A 14495-nucleotide genomic window follows, 5' to 3' on the forward strand; every position below is an offset into this window, starting at 1 on the left:
ATCGGGAGCGGCCCGCCGGGTACCTAACCTGCCGCACATGACGCCACACTCCGTCACCCTCGACCTCGGCGGGCGCACCGCGCTCGTCACCGGCGCCGCCAGCGGGATCGGGCGCGCCTGCGCCCTGCGGCTGGCCGCCGCCGGAGCCAAGGTCCGCGCCGTGGACCGCGACGCCGAAGGGCTGGCCGCCCTCGAACGGGCCGCACCCGACGCCGTCGAGACCGTCCGGCTCGACCTCACCGACCTGGCCGCCGCCGAACAGGCCGCCGCCGGGGTGGACGTCCTCGTCAACAACGCCGGGCTCCAGGTCGTGCGCCCCCTGGAGGAGTTCCCGCCCGACGCCTTCCGGCTCGTGCTGACCGTCATGCTGGAGGCGCCCTTCCGCCTGATCCGGGGCGCCCTGCCGCACATGTACGGGCAGGAGTGGGGGCGCGTCGTGAACATCTCCTCCGTGCACGGCCTGCGCGCCTCCGCCTACAAGGCGGCCTACGTGGCGGCCAAGCACGGGCTGGAGGGCCTGTCCAAGGTGACGGCGCTGGAGGGCGCGGCGCACGGCGTCACCTCCAACTGCGTCAGCCCCGCCTACGTCCGCACGCCCCTCGTGGAGCGGCAGATCGCCGACCAGGCGCGGCTGCACGGCATTCCCGAGGAGCGCGTCGTCACCGACGTCATGCTGACCGACTCGGCGGTCAAGCGGATGGTCGAGCCCGAGGAGGTCGCCGAGGCGGTGGCCTACCTGTGCGCGCCGCAGTCCTCGGTGATCACCGGCAGCTCCCTCCCGCTGGACGGCGGCTGGACGGCACACTGACGCCCATGCACGACGAGCCCGCCCCGCCCCGCGCCGACCCCGCGCCGCCGCACGCCGACCCCGCGCCGCCGGGCGAGCCGTCCGGCGGGCCCGCGCCACGTGACGCGTCCGGCGGCGCAACCGCGTCCGACTACCTCCGCCTCCTCGTCGGCGGCGCCCCCGCCGAGGCGTTCGACGGGCCCACCACCCCCGACCGGCTGCTCGCCCTGCGGCTGCGCGCCGAGCTGGAGGGCCGGCGGCGCCGCGAGGCCGAGCTGACCGCGCTCATCGAGACCGCCCACGACCTGGCCGGCCTGCGCGACCTCGACGCCGTCCTGCGCGCCATCGTGCAGCGCGCCCGCTCCCTGCTGGGCACCGAGGTCGCCTACCTGACCCTCACCGACCCCGAGCGCGGCGACACCTACATGCGCGTCACCGAGGGCTCCGTCTCCGCCCGCTTCCAGCAGCTGCGGCTCGGCATGGGCGAGGGCCTGGGCGGACTCGTCGCCCAGACCGCCCGCCCCTACGTCACCGACGACTACTTCCGCGACAGCCGCTTCCAGCACACCGGCACCATCGACGGCGGCGTCCGCGAGGAGGGCCTCGTCGCCATCCTCGGCGTCCCGCTGACGCTCGGCGGCGACGTCATCGGCGTCATCTACGCCGCCGACCGGCGGGCCCGCGTCTTCGAGCGGGAGCAGATCGCGCTGCTGTCCTCCTTCGCCGCGCACGCCGCCGTCGCCATCGACACCACGCGGCTCATCGCCGAGACCCGCGCCGCGCTGGCCGCGCTGGAGGCCACCAACGAGTCCATCGAACGGGCCGGGGAGGTGCACGACCGGCTGACGGAGCTGGTGCTGCGCGGGGGCGGCGTGGCCGACGTCGCCGCCGCGCTCTCCCACGTCCTGGACGGTCCGGTGGAGTTCCGCGAGCCGGAGGACGCCACGGAGGCCGTCGAGCGCTCGGCCCGCGAGGGCCACGCCGTCCGCGCCTCCGGGGCCTCCGGAGCCGTCGGGGCCGCCGACGACACGACCGAGGACGGCGAGTGGGCGGCGGCCGTCGCGGCGGGCGGCGAACTGCTGGGCGCCCTCGTCCTGCACGGCCGACCCGCCCTGGACCCCGTCGACCGGCGCACCCTGGAGCGCGCCGCCATGGTCACCTCGCTCCTCCTCCTCGCCCGCCGCTCCGCCGCCGAGGCCGAGCAGCGCGTGCGCGGCGAACTGCTCGACGACCTCCTCGACGCCCCCGAGCGCGGCCCCGCCCTGCTGCGGCAGCGCGCCGCCCTGCTCGGCGCCGACCTGGACTCACCCCACGTCGTCCTCGCCGCGCGCCCCGAGCACCACGAGCACCGGGGCCGCCGGGGGCAGGGCGACGGCCGGCAGCGGCTCTGGTCGGCCTCCTCCCACCTGGCGGCCACGGCCCACGGGCTCGCCGCCGCCCGCGACGGCGGTACCGTCCTGCTGCTGCCGCTGCCTTCCGGGGCGACCCCCGGCGACCTGGCCCGCCGCACCGCCGCACAGCTCGGCGCCGCCGTCCACGCCCCCGTCACCGTGGGCGCCGCCGCCCCCGTCGCCGGGACCGCCGAAGTGGCGGCCCGCTACGCCGAGGCCCGCCGCTGCGTCGACGCGATGCGGCTGCTGGGCCGCGACGGCGAGGGGGCCGCCGCCGAGGACTTCGGCTTCCTCGGCATGCTCCTGGCCGACGCCCGCGACGTCACCGGCTTCGTCCGGCGCACCCTCGGCCCCGTGCTCGACTACGACGACCGCCGGGGCACCGACCTCACGGCCACCCTCGCCGCCTACTTCGACAGCGGCATGAGCCCGGTGCGGGCCAAGGACGCCCTGCACGTCCACGTCAACACCGTCGCCCAGCGGCTGGACCGGGTGGCCCGGCTGCTGGGCGACGACTGGCAGTCCCCGGCCCGCGCCCTGGAGGTGCAGCTAGCCCTTCGGCTGCACCGGCTCTCGGGCGCCTTCGACGGCTGAGGACCCCTCCGGCGCGGCGGGCTCCGCAGGACCGCGCACCCCGTCACCGTCCGGGCCGTCGTCCGTCAGGTCCCGCATCCGCGTCTCCCGGGCGCACAGGATGGCCACCACCGTCAGCGCCGCGGCGGCCATGACGTAGAGGGAGACCGGAACGGAGCTGTCGAAGTCGGCCAGCAGCGCGGTCGCGATCATGGGGGCGGGCGCCCCCGCCGCCACCGAGGAGAACTGCGCGCCGATCGACGCCCCCGAATACCGCATGCGGGTCGCGAACAGCTCGGCGAAGAACGCCGCCTGCGGCGCGTACATCGCCCCGTGCAGCACCAGCCCCACCGTCACCGCGAGGAGCACCGCACCGAAACTCCGGGTGTCGATCAGCGCGAAGAACGGGAACATCCACAGCCCCACGCCCGCCGCGCCGATCAGGTAGACCGGCCGCCGACCCAGCCGGTCCGAGAGCGCGCCCCACAGCGGGATCGTCGCGAAGTGCACCGCCGAGGCGATGAGCACGGCGTTCAGCGCCAGCTGCCGCGAGAGGTCCAGCTGGTCGGTGACGTAGACCAGGATGAACGCGGTGACGACGTAGTAGCTGATGTTCTCCGCCATCCGGGCGCCCATCGCCACCAGCACGTCCCGCCAGTGGTGCCGCAGCACGGCCAGCAGCGGCGGCTGCTCCGGCTCGGCCGACCGCCCCCGGCGTTCCTCCGCCTGCCGCAGCGCCTCCTTGAACACCGGCGACTCGTCCACCGAGATCCTGATCCACAGCCCCACGAGCACCAGCAGCCCCGACAGCAGGAACGGCACCCGCCAGCCCCACGCCAGGAACGCGTCCTCACTGAGCAGCGCCGTCAGCGCCGCCAGCACACCCGTCGCGAGCAGCTGCCCGGCGGGCGCGCCCGTCTGCGGCCACGACGCCCAGAAGCCGCGCCGCCGGGCGTCCCCGTGCTCCGAGACGAGCAGCACCGCGCCGCCCCACTCACCGCCCAGCGCGAACCCCTGCACCAGCCGCAGCGACGTCAGCAGCAGCGGCGCGACCGACCCGATGGTGGCGTGCGTCGGCAGCAGGCCGATCGCGAACGTCGCACCGCCCATCAGCAGCAGACTCAGCACAAGCAGCTTCTTCCGCCCCAGCCGGTCGCCGTAGTGGCCGAACACCAGCGCGCCGATCGGCCGCGCGGCGAACCCGATGGCGTACGTCAGGAAGGCCAGCAGCGTGCCGACCAGCGGATCGGAGTCGGGGAAGAACAGCTCGTTGAACACCAGCGCGGCGGCCGCGCCGTACAGGAAGAAGTCGTACCACTCGATGGTGGTCCCGATGAGGCTGGCGGCGACGATGCGCTTGAGACTCGCGGGGGCCGGCGGGCCCGCTGCGGGGGAGGCCATGTGCACCACTTCCAGGCGATGTGCGGGGACGGGGGACGTGTCGCGGACGTCACGAACTCGCCACACCGTAGGAAGCCCGCGCACGGCCGCGTATGTGCCCGGACCCCACAGTTGCCGCCGTGCGCATGAGTCGCGGTCCCATCGGGCCGCGCCCGGGTCCCGGTGTGTGGCTCATGCCGGGTGCGGGCCGAGGAGGGTGAAGTCAGCGGTTCCGTGCCGTCGTCCGTTGACCTGGAGCGTCACCCGGTGCGGCCCGGGGTGGTAGCGGCGGGTGCTCAGCGGCCGGAACGAGTGGCGGCGCTCACCCGACCACCGCTCCCCCGGGGCCAGGGTCCGCGTGGTCAGCTTGAAGACCTTCGGGCTCAGGCTCCCGTCGGCCCTGCGGTGGTGGACGACGTAGTCGACGACCACGCGGACGGTCGTCCGTCCGGTGTTGACGACCGCGTACCCGAAGGCCAGGTGCCCGCCCTCGCGGACCTCCGGCGTCCGCACCTCGGGCCCGGTGACCTCGACGGCGGCGTCCGGATCGTGCCCCAGGAGCAGCAGGGCCCTCGGGCGGCCCGCCTTGACGAGGGTCCGCAGCCCGTGTCGCACCACGGACGCCGTGGTGGGGGCGGGGTCGGCCAGCCACCGCTCGGCGGTGTCGAGAGCGGCGTGCGGGTGGTCGCGGCTGATGTCGTTGAGATGGTTGGCGACCGACCGCCGGACGTACGGGGAGGTGTCCCGGTACAGCGCGTCCAGCACCGGCAGCGCGGGACGGGGGTCGGTGACGAGCTCGGGCAGCCGGGGCGCCCAGGGCAGGCGGGGCCGGGTGCCCTCGCTCGCCAGTCGGCGCACGTGCGGGTCGGCGTGATCCGTCCAGGCCAGCACGGTCCGCAGCGCCCGGTGCAGGTCGCACCGGAGGAAGGGACGCACGGCGGCCTCGGCGGTGAGCCGTGGAGTGAGCTCGGCCAGCAGGTCGAGCCCGGGTTCGAAGACCCCGTCGGGGAGTGCCCGTTCGGGGACGGCCGCAGCCACGGGGAAGGTCATCCACCCGTTGAAGCAGGGGTCCCGCAGCGCCGCGCGCACGACGCTGGAGAAGCCCGGGTAGGTCCCCGGCAGATCGGCGAGCACGGCGTCCCGCACGGCCGCCACACGGCCGGAGAACGTCAGGTCGGGCAGCCCGGCCCCGCAGTCCCTCAGAGCGGTGGTCGAGGGAGCGCCCGCACGCAGCATGACGGCGGCCAGGCGGACGGTGGTCGGTGCGTCGAGCAGTTCGTCGGCGGTGGGCACGGCGGCTCCTCCTCACGTGGGCGCCCGGCCCCGCCCGGGGCGCGGCCGGGCGGGGCGGCGGCGTCAGGGCCGGGGTCGGGCGGTGTGCAGCACCTCGGCGTGCCGCATCTCGTGGACGTCGCCGATCAGGCCGAAGAACCCGGCGGCAGCGGGGTCGCCCGGCATCTCGCGCGCCGCGCGGGCAGCCGCCTCGGGTGAGGCCCACAGCAGGAAGTCCACGAGTGAGCCGTCCTCGCAGCGGGCGAGGTACCCGCCGAGGAAGTCGGTGCCGTAGCGCTCGCCGAGCAGGGCGACCAGCCCGTCGCGCCGGGCGGTCAGCTCCTCGGCGTCGCTCGCCTCGAAGCGTACGTACTCGATGGTCGTGGTCATGGGGTGCTCCTTCCGAACAGTGAGTCACGGATTCGTGTACTCAAAACCGTGACGGACGCTATCACGGTTTCCGGAAGTCGAATCCGTGCGTCCGGTAGGTTGGGGGCATGAGCCTCCAGAGCCTCCACGCGATGCCGTGGATCGGCGAACACGCGGTCCTGGACCTGGCCAACACCGTCGTGCGCGGCGCCGGACCGGACCGCGCCGACATCGACCTCCTGGCCGACCCGGAGCTACGAGCCACGTGGCGTGAACAGGCGGCCGACCGCGCCCTCGCGGCCCTGCCCGTGGGCGAGCTGACGGACCTGCGCCACCCCGTCCGGGCAGCCCTGGACGCGGCGGCGCGCCGGGCCCCCCTCCCCGCATCCGCACGGACCCGGCTCAACACCCTCGCCGCCCACGCCCCCGTCACCTACGAGATCGGCGACGACGGCCGGCTCACCGAACGCGAGGGACAGAACCCCGCCGCCGCGTCCGTGGCCCGCCGCACCCTCGTCCTGGCGGCCGGGGAGGAGCAGGCCCGCCTGCGCCTCTGTCCCGCCCCGAGCTGCGGCATGTACTTCCTGGCCCGCCGACGCGACCAGGGCTGGTGCTCCGTCGCCTGCGGCAACCGCGCCCGCTCGGCCCGCAGGCACGCCGCCCGTGCCCGCTGACCGCCGCACCCCCCGTCCCGCCGCCGGGAGGCGCATGCTGGGGGCATGGGTGTCATCGTCGGAACGTCCGGGTGGCAGTACCGGGACTGGAAGGGCGTCCTCTACCCGCCGGAGCTACCCGGCCGGCTCTGGCTGGAGGAGTACGCCCGGCACTTCCCGACGGTCGAGAGCAACGCCGCCTTCTACCGCCTGCCCTCCGCCGAAACCTTCGCCGACTGGCGCGAGCGGACACCCGACGGCTTCGTCATGGCCGTCAAGGCCAGCCGCTACCTGACCCACCTCAAACGCCTCCGGGAACCCGAGGAACCCGTCCGCCGCCTCCTCGCGCACGCCGCCGGGCTGGGCCCCAGGCTCGGCCCCGTCCTCCTCCAGCTCCCGCCGACCCTCCGCGCCGACGCCGCCCTGCTCGACACCTGCCTCGCCGCCTTCCCGCCGACCGTCCGCGTCGCCGTCGAACCCCGGCACCCCACCTGGTGGAACCCGGAGATCCGCGACGTCCTCACCGCCCGCCGCGCCGCGCTCTGCTGGGCCGACCGCGCCTCCCACCCCGCCACCCCGCTGTGGCGCACCACCGACTGGGGCTACCTCCGCCTCCACGCCGGCCGCGCCCGCCCCTGGCCCCGCTACGGCCCGCAGGCCCTGCGCACCTGGGCCGCCCGGATCGCCGACACCTGGCCCCCCGACGCCGACGTCCACGCCTACTTCAACAACGACCCCGGCGGCGCCGCCGTCCTCGACGCCACCCTCTTCACCCGCTTCGCCCGCTTCACCGACCCACCCGGCCCCGGTCCGTCAGGTGGAACGCCGTCCGGGGGCGACGGGGTCACGCATTAGGCTGAGAGCCATGGCCGACGCGACGTACAAGCTGATCCTCCTCCGCCACGGCGAGAGCGAGTGGAACGCGAAGAACCTGTTCACCGGCTGGGTGGACGTCAACCTCACGGACAAGGGCGAGACGGAGGCGATCCGCGGCGGCGAGCTGCTGCAGGACGCCGGCCTGCTCCCCGACGTCGTCCACACCTCCGTGCAGAAGCGCGCGATCCGCACCGCCAACCTGGCCCTGGACGCCTGCGAACGCCACTGGATCCCCGTCCACCGCTCCTGGCGCCTCAACGAGCGGCACTACGGCGCCCTCCAGGGCAAGGACAAGGCCCAGACCCTCGCCGAGTTCGGCGAGGAGCAGTTCATGCTGTGGCGCCGCTCCTACGACACCCCGCCGCCCGTCCTCGAGGACGGCGCCGAGTGGTCGCAGAGCGACGACCCGCGCTACGGCATGATCCCCCCGGAGCTGCGCCCCCGCACCGAGTGCCTCAAGGACGTCGTCCACCGGATGATGCCCTACTGGTACGACAGCATCGTCCCGGACCTGATCACCGGCGGCGTCGTGCTCGTCGCCGCCCACGGCAACAGCCTCCGTGCCCTCGTCAAGCACCTCGACGGCATCTCCGACGCCGACATCGCGGGCCTCAACATCCCCACCGGCATCCCGCTCTCCTACGAGCTGGACGCCTCCTTCCGCCCCGTGAACCCCGGCGGCACCTACCTCGACCCGGAGGCCGCCAAGGCCGCCATCGAAGCCGTCAAGAACCAGGGCAAGAAGAAGTAAGCCCGTACCAGTCAGCCCCCGCTCCTGCGGCTACTTCGCAGGAGCGGGGGCTGACTGGTGTATTCGGGCCGTCGTCCGCCCGATCGGCCGTATCAGGACGGGGGCCAGGCGTCGGCGACCGTGAAGGAGACCACCGTTCCGCCGAAGCGGCTCGGCCCACAGTGCCAGGAGTCGGCGATGGAGTCGACCAGCAGGAGCCCGCGCCCGTGCGCGTCGCTCGCGTCGGGGCATCTCAGCCGCACGCTCTCCGGGAGTCCCGGATTGTGCACCTCGACCCGGAGCGAGGTCCCCGCACGGAACCACTCCACTCGGACGAGCCAGGATTCATCCGACCTGCCGTGGACGACGGCGTTGGTCACCAGTTCCGAGAGCATCAGGACGCAGTCGTCGACCGAACAGGCCGGGTGGTAGGGAGTGACGAACCTCCGGAACCAGTGCCGGGCCCGGGGTACGGACTCCGCGACGGGAAACAGAGCCATCGCGCCGAGGCGCGGTGACTCGTCACTCGGATGGAGGTCGATCGAGTAAGCCATCAGTACTCACTCCCGCCGCTGCGGTCGCAGTGGAGGTGATGTCGACTGTGGCGCTCCTGGCCGTCCGTGCTGCTGAGCTTTGCAGTCGACATTCTCGCCGCTGACACCACGGCAGCCGGGGGATCGATCCCGAACGACGCCATACAACACCCCTCATTTCGGAGAACGCTCGGCGACATCTCTAGACATGGACTGTGGCGAACATCTCTAGAGACGTCAAGTCCCCTGTTGAGCCCTGCTCTTGGCGGCCAGCACGGCTACTCGGAGCGAGCGAACCCCTGACCTGTGGCCTAAGGTGTCTAGAGATGGAGAGGAGGGTCGGAATGGCCAACACCGGAGACGACCGGCGTCCCAAGTACCAGCGGATCGCTGACACGCTGCGCGAGGCGATCCGGTCGGGCGAGTACGGTCCCGGTGATCGACTCCCGGGAGAAAATGACCTCATGGCCACGCACGGCGTGGCTCGCATGACGGCCCGCCAGGCTTTGAGCGTCCTCCGGGACGAAGGCGTCGCCGAAGCCCGTAAGGGCGCCGGCGTGTTCGTCCGGGAGTTCCGCCCGCTTCGGCGCCAGGGCATCCAGCGTCTCGCCCAACAGCAATGGGGCAACGGCCGTTCCATCTGGTCGGCCGACATCGAGAACCGCTCACTCGAAGTGGACCAGGTCACGGTGTCCGACGAAGCAGCGCCTGACCGTATCAGCGCGGTCTTGGACTTGGCCGACGAGGAGACGGTGTGCGTGAGGCGTCGACGCTTCGTCCTGGACGGCAAGCCCGTCCTGCTCGCGACGAGCTATCTGCCTGCGTCCCTGGTCGCCGGGTCCGCGATCACGGAGGAGGAAACCGGGCAGGGCGGTACGTACGCCAGGCTCGCCGAAATCGGCTACAAGCCCGTGCACTTCCGTGAAGAGATCCGCTCCCGTATGCCTTCGAAGGCTGAGGCGACGCAACTCAGCATGTCCGCGGGTACGCCTGTCATCCTCGTCTGCCGCACCGCATACACAGACGAAGGCCGCCCTGTAGAGGTCAACGAAATGACGCTGGACGCCGCCTCGTACATCCTGGAGTACGACTTCGACGCTTGAGTCCGGGCTGTCCCGACCAGTGAGCGAGGTACCACCTTCTTCCCGGGTTCAAGGCGCCCCGCGCACGGCGCGTCCGCCGTCGGTGTCCGCGGCCTCCATGTCTCCGCCACCGGCGTCGGCCGCACCAGCCAGCGGGGTTGCGGTCACAGAGAGCGCCGTCGGGGGTCGGTCGTATCCACGACTCAGGCACCTCCCCGGCTCGGGTCCCTCATCAAGCACTACGCGGGCAGGCCACCGCCCAAAGTCGCTCCACCGGCCTTCTGGGGCTCTCCAACGGCATCGGGGTATCGTCCAGCCGTGGGAGACGACGAAACCACGCAAGACGGGACACCTGAGTACTACATCTGCATCGTGTGCACTGACCGTGGACAGCATGGCGGTATCCGACTCACGACGGCTCGGAAGACCTCCGAAGAGCGAGGCATGAGCTTCGCGCTGGAGCACTTTGCTCCGCCTATGGCGGATGCTGAACCTCGCAGCATGATCGGCCACGACTCATATACCTTCATATGTCCGAGATGTGGTCGCACTCCTCAGATTCAGCGGGAGAGGTGGTGGCGGATCGTCGACGCCGCCGCAGAGGAGGGGATGGACGAACTAGACATTTCTCGGCTACCTTTCTAAGGCTACTGCGCGAATGTGGCCCCTGTGCGAGGACGGGGTAACTTTCCAGTCGATCGACTACGACTCGACGCATGCCTCAGCCCGCTCATCCGGTGGGGAGCTTCAAGCTGCCCACGGAGTAGATGTGCAGGCTTTTCTGTATGACGTGATCACCAACGTCGGTGCCGCCCTCGCAGTAGTCGTGACTGCCAGGGCTTACCGCTGGCTCTCCTCTTTTCCTAGGAAGCGCTTCGGCAACTCCCACCCCCAAGTGGAGACGGCGGAAGAGGGCGCAACCGAGAGAGGGGAAGGCTGAGGCAGGCATCTACTCCCGGTCTTCCCGCCGAGGCTGGGGCCGCCCGTGGGCCGTGCGAGGGCGGCCCCAGGTGACCCATGTAGCCCGCTCCATCGCAGGTCACAACCGCATCCGGTCAGGTGACCAGCAGGGCCAGTCAGAACCAGGGCAAGAAGAAATAGAGTTTGTGATCACGCCCCGACCTGCACTTATGGTGTGGGCCGGGGGCGTTTTCACAGCCTGCGCCCAACGGGACGGCCCGGCTCAGCGGAGGTACGTCTGCTGCCACTCGATCGAGGTCATGTTCAGTGCAGCCTCGGCAAGGGCCTGGGCGGAGGCCGTCTTGAGCTTCGAGAGGCTGCTGTCAATCCAGGGCTGGACGTTGGAGCATCCCTGTTCCCGATACTCCACGGCCTGAACCAGGCACTCCAGCTTGTCAGCGTCGTGCGCGCAGACCACTTCGAGTGAGTCACCGTTCTCGTACTCCTCCACGATCCGCCTCGCCCCAGCCCTCACCGCCGGGTGTGCTGCCGAGACCTGATCTGCGGTCACCTTCTCGTTGCCGATGGCTTCGAGGTAGCGCCGGCCGATGTGCGGGATGTCGCCGACCCGGGTCTCCTGGGTGTCGTGCCAGAGGCCCAGGAGAGCCGTCCTGCCCGGGTCGGCGCCCTCCATCATGGCGAGCACGGAGCCGATGAGAGCAACCCTGAAGCTGTGCTCGGCGATCGTCTCGGGGTCCTTGACCCCGGCGATCCACCAGCCGGACCGCTTGGCTCGCTTCAGCATCCCCATCTCCAGCAGGAAGCCTGCTGTGCCCTTCGCCTGCTCGTGCTCTGTGTCCGCCATAAGACGCGTCCTCCTGTGTGTCACGTGCGGTTCTCGCGTAGAACGTAAGCCACTGCGCTGAGTTCCCGCCTTGATCGCACGGAGATTCGGTCGTGGTCGAGAAGTCGGGCTGTGCGCAGCGCGATTTGATCTGCCAGCTCGCGGTCCGCCAGAGGCAGCCATCTGTGAGATGTGAGCAGTGCCCAGAGGGAGTGGACGTACAGGTCCACGTAGCCGGGCGCCTGGTGGAGGCCGTTCGCGAGACCTCTCAGTAGGCGTACAGGCTCCCAGTCGGTTGGCCGCTCCCGCATGAAGCCGTCATTCGCCTGCGGCTCCCGGATGGCCCCGAGCCAGTAGGCCCAGTAGTTGAGGTTCGCTGTCTCGGCCGTGTCGTCGTCCACCATCGCCCTGTCGATGAAGTCCAACAGTGGTTGGCTGTCCCCCAGTCGTACGAGTGCAGTCGCGGTTGACCGTGCCGTTGCCCAGTGGGGCGTCCAGCCTCGGGCCGCAATCAGATCACGTCGAGCGTGTAGTGCATGCCCCACCCATGAGCTTGCTTCCGTCGCCCGGTCGTACGAGCACAGGTAGAGCGCCTGTCGGTGGAGAAGCAGCCCGTCCTCACCTTCGCGGACGGCCGAGTCCGCAGCGTCTCGTAACCGCGAGAAGAACGTGTTGCGGTCCGGAGCGGACAGCAACGGCGCCTTGGCGACAGGGCCTCGGCGACTTTGTGTCGAACGACTGATGAGGGCGGGCGGGGTGGTTCCGTTTAGGGCCCAGGCGATCATGTGGGCCGTGTCGCGAGTGTGAACCCAATCAGCGAGAGGGTGACGCCGTATCTCCTCGGGGTGAGTCGTCGCACTGATGATGCGGTCCGCATCCATGGCAGCATCGAGCATCCTGAGGACGCAAGAGTCGGCGCCGAGGGCCAGCAACCGGCGCCGGATGTCGAGGACCATGCCAGCCTTGACGTTTGCGAGCGGCCTGCGCCCGGACTCCCAGCCTTGCCACGTGGCGAGGTCAACCCCCATGGTTTCAGCCATGCCTACTTGAGTGTTGCTCTGGCTTCGCACGCTTTCCCGGGCCATGCGAAGTAAGAACCCTGCGATGGCACCTGTTGCAGCACGCCGTCGTGCGGTTCCTTTCGCGGTCATGCCGCCTCCTGTGCGTTCGACCCTCCAACCCGTACCCACAGTCAGTCCTACTCCACCCCAAGCGACCGTAGATTCTGGAAACGGAATCATCCACCTCCCGTCGGGTTGGGGGCCTCATCTCAACCAGGGCATGACGCCGCAGTCACGAACGCGACCTGACGCGCGGACAGATCAAACGGGTCGGGCCGTGGTGACCTACTCAAATGACATGCACAGAAGGGATGGCTGCCGTGGGCTCTCTGCCACATGGCCGCGCAGGCACGTTCATCTACCTGCCGGGCCGGCTTGAGGAGGCGCTGATCGATCTTGCAAAGGACCTCCCGGCTTGGAGTATGAAAGGCACGTTCCTGACTGATTCCACGCTCACGAGGTACCGGGCTGAACTGGCCTCGGCTCCGAATTACCAGGAAGCCGTCAGTGCCCTTCTCGAGGCGCTGGGCGGAGCATCGGGCGGATACGCCGTGGTACGCCTGGGGAATATCGCTCATGCGTTAGGGATCGGTGATGGTTTCCTTCGTCTGGCGACTGCGATCCTCTCCGCTGTCGCAGTGCCCTTTCAACCGTTCACGCGATGGCCGCTGTGGAAGGAACTGGGGACCAACCTCAACGCCAAGCCCGGGCTATCCACGGGCGTGGGGTACAACGCGTTCCACATGGACTTGGTGAACGTAACTCATCCCCCGGACTACACAACACTGTTGTGCGTCCGACCCGATCCGCTCGGTGCGGGCGCGAGTATCCTCTCCAATGCGCGCGAGGCCGTATGCCGCCTGGCGCCATCAAGTCGCGCTCTCCTGGCCGATGCGGCCTACCGCTACGGCAGCTTCTTCGAGCTGTCAGATGTCGGCGAGGAGTACGCTCCGTTCCCGGTCCTGGACGGTAAACCCGTTGACACCGGGTTCGTTCGCTTCACGGCCAAGATGCTGGCCGAGTCCGATCTTGATGAGGAGCACGCCTCCGCTGCCAAGGAGCTTGCTGACCAGATGGTTGCCGGGCAAGTCTCCTTCACGCTCCAACGTGGTGACTTCCTGATCGTGAACCAACACCGCTGGGTCCACGGCCGCGAACCACTAGCGGAAGGCCAGCACGAAGTCTCGCACGAGAAGCGCCGCCTGCTGCTTCAACTGTTCTTGCGTCGCAGAAGCTAGATCCGGGAGTTGCGCAGCGACTGCCACACGGCACCGGCCAGGGCCCGTGTCGATCGGGCTACCGACAGGTGCTCGTGCTTGCGGCACAGCTCCCAGTTGTACTGGACGAGGCTGAGCTTGTTGGAGGACAGAGAGCCCGCTTGGTGGGCCCGGTACACCGCCAGCGGCTCCTTCAGCCCCCGAGCGTCGAAGCCACCCCGCATGATCGACAACCACAGGGCGTAGTCCTGGCGCTTACGCATCTCCGGCATCAGCCTGGTGCCCAGCACGTTGCGGTCATACATGGCGGTCAAGGCTCCGATGTAGTCCCGGACGAGCATCTGGCGGTACTCCACGTGTTCCTTCGCGTGAATCACCCGCCCATTCGGGACGAAGTCGGTGCTCTCGCCCGCGTAGTCGGCAGACATCTTGAAGTAGGAAGTGAAGGTCAGCGGCGCGCTGCCCTCTGCGGCGAACGCGAGCTGCCGTTCTGCCTTCTCCGGCAACCACATGTCGTCGCTGTCGAGAAAGGCGATGTAGTCCCCCTTGGCTCGCTCCATAGCGCGGTTCCGGGCGCGGCCCGCACCGCCTCGCTCGGGAGCCGATTCCGGCAGAACCCGCTCGTCCTCCCGGGCGAAGTCCATCAGCAGGTCCATGGAGTCATCGGTCGATCGGTCGTCGGTGATCAACAGCTCCAGATCGCTGTGGGTCTGCGAGAGCACCGACCGAATCGCTGCACCGAGAGTCGTCGCCGAGTTGTACACGGGCATCACGACAGACACCAGGGACACAGCACTACTCCTTGCTCAGTCAGGAACGACGGTTCA

14 protein-coding genes are annotated in these 14495 nt (G+C 70.3%); 7 read left to right on the forward strand and 7 right to left on the reverse strand.

Translation table 11 applies throughout. The annotated features are described in order from the left end of the window. The first annotated feature begins 37 nt into the window (after window positions 1-37). Both IF129_RS15080 and IF129_RS15085 read left to right on the forward strand, forming a co-directional pair. The gene (locus IF129_RS15080; RefSeq protein WP_191210174.1) at window positions 38-808 is read left to right on the forward strand and encodes a 3-hydroxybutyrate dehydrogenase; all 771 of its coding nucleotides are present in this window, start codon (window positions 38-40) and stop codon (window positions 806-808) included. 5 nt (window positions 809-813) lie between these two features. Further along, window positions 814-2772 carry a helix-turn-helix domain-containing protein gene (locus IF129_RS15085; RefSeq protein ID WP_191210175.1) on the forward strand — a complete coding sequence of 653 codons (1959 nt, stop codon included), beginning with the start codon at window positions 814-816 and terminating at the stop codon, window positions 2770-2772. Here the strand turns inward: IF129_RS15085 and IF129_RS15090 are convergent. The 3 genes from IF129_RS15090 to IF129_RS15100 form a co-directional block, all read right to left on the reverse strand. Then, on the reverse strand, window positions 2728-4152 hold the full coding sequence (locus tag IF129_RS15090) for an MFS transporter (protein WP_191210176.1): 1425 nt from the start codon (window positions 4150-4152) through the stop codon (window positions 2728-2730). The two genes, IF129_RS15085 and IF129_RS15090, sit on opposite strands and share 45 nt — an antisense overlap. A gap of 171 nt (window positions 4153-4323) precedes the next feature. Next, a complete protein-coding gene (locus IF129_RS15095; protein ID WP_191210177.1) occupies window positions 4324-5424 on the reverse strand; it encodes a DNA alkylation repair protein in 1101 nt (366 codons plus the stop codon). A 63-nt stretch (window positions 5425-5487) separates the two neighbouring features. Then, complete coding sequence (locus tag IF129_RS15100) at window positions 5488-5793, reverse strand: hypothetical protein (RefSeq protein ID WP_191210178.1); 306 nt, start codon at window positions 5791-5793, stop codon at window positions 5488-5490. A 107-nt stretch (window positions 5794-5900) separates the two neighbouring features. Here IF129_RS15100 and IF129_RS15105 point away from each other — a divergent pair, with 107 nt between their 5' ends. The 3 genes from IF129_RS15105 to IF129_RS15115 are packed head-to-tail and all read left to right on the forward strand — an operon-like array spanning window position 5901 to window position 8052. Continuing rightward, window positions 5901-6446 (forward strand): ABATE domain-containing protein, encoded by a 546-nt coding sequence (locus IF129_RS15105; protein WP_191210179.1) that lies wholly within the window; start codon window positions 5901-5903, stop codon window positions 6444-6446. 45 nt (window positions 6447-6491) lie between these two features. Then, complete coding sequence (locus IF129_RS15110) at window positions 6492-7280, forward strand: DUF72 domain-containing protein (RefSeq protein WP_191210180.1); 789 nt, start codon at window positions 6492-6494, stop codon at window positions 7278-7280. 10 nt (window positions 7281-7290) lie between these two features. Further along, window positions 7291-8052 (forward strand): phosphoglyceromutase, encoded by a 762-nt coding sequence (locus IF129_RS15115; RefSeq protein WP_191210181.1) that lies wholly within the window; start codon window positions 7291-7293, stop codon window positions 8050-8052. A gap of 92 nt (window positions 8053-8144) precedes the next feature. On the opposite strand, the gene IF129_RS15120 is transcribed toward IF129_RS15115, so the two are convergent. After that, the gene (locus IF129_RS15120) at window positions 8145-8585 is read right to left on the reverse strand and encodes an ATP-binding protein (RefSeq protein ID WP_191210182.1); all 441 of its coding nucleotides are present in this window, start codon (window positions 8583-8585) and stop codon (window positions 8145-8147) included. A gap of 323 nt (window positions 8586-8908) precedes the next feature. Here IF129_RS15120 and IF129_RS15125 point away from each other — a divergent pair, with 323 nt between their 5' ends. Further along, window positions 8909-9667 (forward strand): GntR family transcriptional regulator, encoded by a 759-nt coding sequence (locus tag IF129_RS15125; protein ID WP_191210183.1) that lies wholly within the window; start codon window positions 8909-8911, stop codon window positions 9665-9667. 1162 nt (window positions 9668-10829) lie between these two features. Here IF129_RS15125 and IF129_RS15130 read toward each other — a convergent pair. Continuing rightward, window positions 10830-11411, reverse strand: a complete 582-nt coding sequence (locus IF129_RS15130) for an HD domain-containing protein (RefSeq protein ID WP_191210184.1) — start codon at window positions 11409-11411, stop codon at window positions 10830-10832. 20 nt (window positions 11412-11431) lie between these two features. Further along, window positions 11432-12430, reverse strand: coding sequence for an XRE family transcriptional regulator (locus IF129_RS15135; RefSeq protein WP_224755008.1), 999 nt, complete (start codon window positions 12428-12430; stop codon window positions 11432-11434). Between the two features lie 332 nt (window positions 12431-12762). Here IF129_RS15135 and IF129_RS15140 point away from each other — a divergent pair, with 332 nt between their 5' ends. Then, the gene (locus IF129_RS15140) at window positions 12763-13689 is read left to right on the forward strand and encodes a TauD/TfdA family dioxygenase (protein WP_191210186.1); all 927 of its coding nucleotides are present in this window, start codon (window positions 12763-12765) and stop codon (window positions 13687-13689) included. On the opposite strand, the gene IF129_RS15145 is transcribed toward IF129_RS15140, so the two are convergent. Then, window positions 13686-14459 (reverse strand): glycosyltransferase family 2 protein, encoded by a 774-nt coding sequence (locus IF129_RS15145; RefSeq protein ID WP_191210187.1) that lies wholly within the window; start codon window positions 14457-14459, stop codon window positions 13686-13688. The two genes, IF129_RS15140 and IF129_RS15145, sit on opposite strands and share 4 nt — an antisense overlap. Between the last annotated feature and the right edge of the window lie 36 nt (window positions 14460-14495).

The organism is Streptomyces chumphonensis, assembly GCF_014779715.1.
Taxonomy (GTDB): Bacteria; Actinomycetota; Actinomycetes; order Streptomycetales; family Streptomycetaceae; genus Streptomyces; species Streptomyces chumphonensis.

What these genes read in the sequence shown, in the direction of transcription:
- IF129_RS15090 (WP_191210176.1), bottom strand. Translation starts at nt 4,152, where the DNA reads ATGGCCTCCCCCGCAGCGGGCCCGCCGGCCCCCGCGAGTCTCAAGCGC.
- IF129_RS15140 (WP_191210186.1), top strand. Translation starts at nt 12,763, where the DNA reads ATGGCTGCCGTGGGCTCTCTGCCACATGGCCGCGCAGGCACGTTCATC.
- IF129_RS15105 (WP_191210179.1), top strand. Translation starts at nt 5,901, where the DNA reads ATGAGCCTCCAGAGCCTCCACGCGATGCCGTGGATCGGCGAACACGCG.
- IF129_RS15115 (WP_191210181.1), top strand. Translation starts at nt 7,291, where the DNA reads ATGGCCGACGCGACGTACAAGCTGATCCTCCTCCGCCACGGCGAGAGC.
- IF129_RS15100 (WP_191210178.1), bottom strand. Translation starts at nt 5,793, where the DNA reads ATGACCACGACCATCGAGTACGTACGCTTCGAGGCGAGCGACGCCGAG.
- IF129_RS15085 (WP_191210175.1), top strand. Translation starts at nt 814, where the DNA reads ATGCACGACGAGCCCGCCCCGCCCCGCGCCGACCCCGCGCCGCCGCAC.
- IF129_RS15125 (WP_191210183.1), top strand. Translation starts at nt 8,909, where the DNA reads ATGGCCAACACCGGAGACGACCGGCGTCCCAAGTACCAGCGGATCGCT.
- IF129_RS15130 (WP_191210184.1), bottom strand. Translation starts at nt 11,411, where the DNA reads ATGGCGGACACAGAGCACGAGCAGGCGAAGGGCACAGCAGGCTTCCTG.
- IF129_RS15110 (WP_191210180.1), top strand. Translation starts at nt 6,492, where the DNA reads ATGGGTGTCATCGTCGGAACGTCCGGGTGGCAGTACCGGGACTGGAAG.
- IF129_RS15120 (WP_191210182.1), bottom strand. Translation starts at nt 8,585, where the DNA reads ATGGCTTACTCGATCGACCTCCATCCGAGTGACGAGTCACCGCGCCTC.
- IF129_RS15135 (WP_224755008.1), bottom strand. Translation starts at nt 12,430, where the DNA reads ATGGCTGAAACCATGGGGGTTGACCTCGCCACGTGGCAAGGCTGGGAG.
- IF129_RS15080 (WP_191210174.1), top strand. Translation starts at nt 38, where the DNA reads ATGACGCCACACTCCGTCACCCTCGACCTCGGCGGGCGCACCGCGCTC.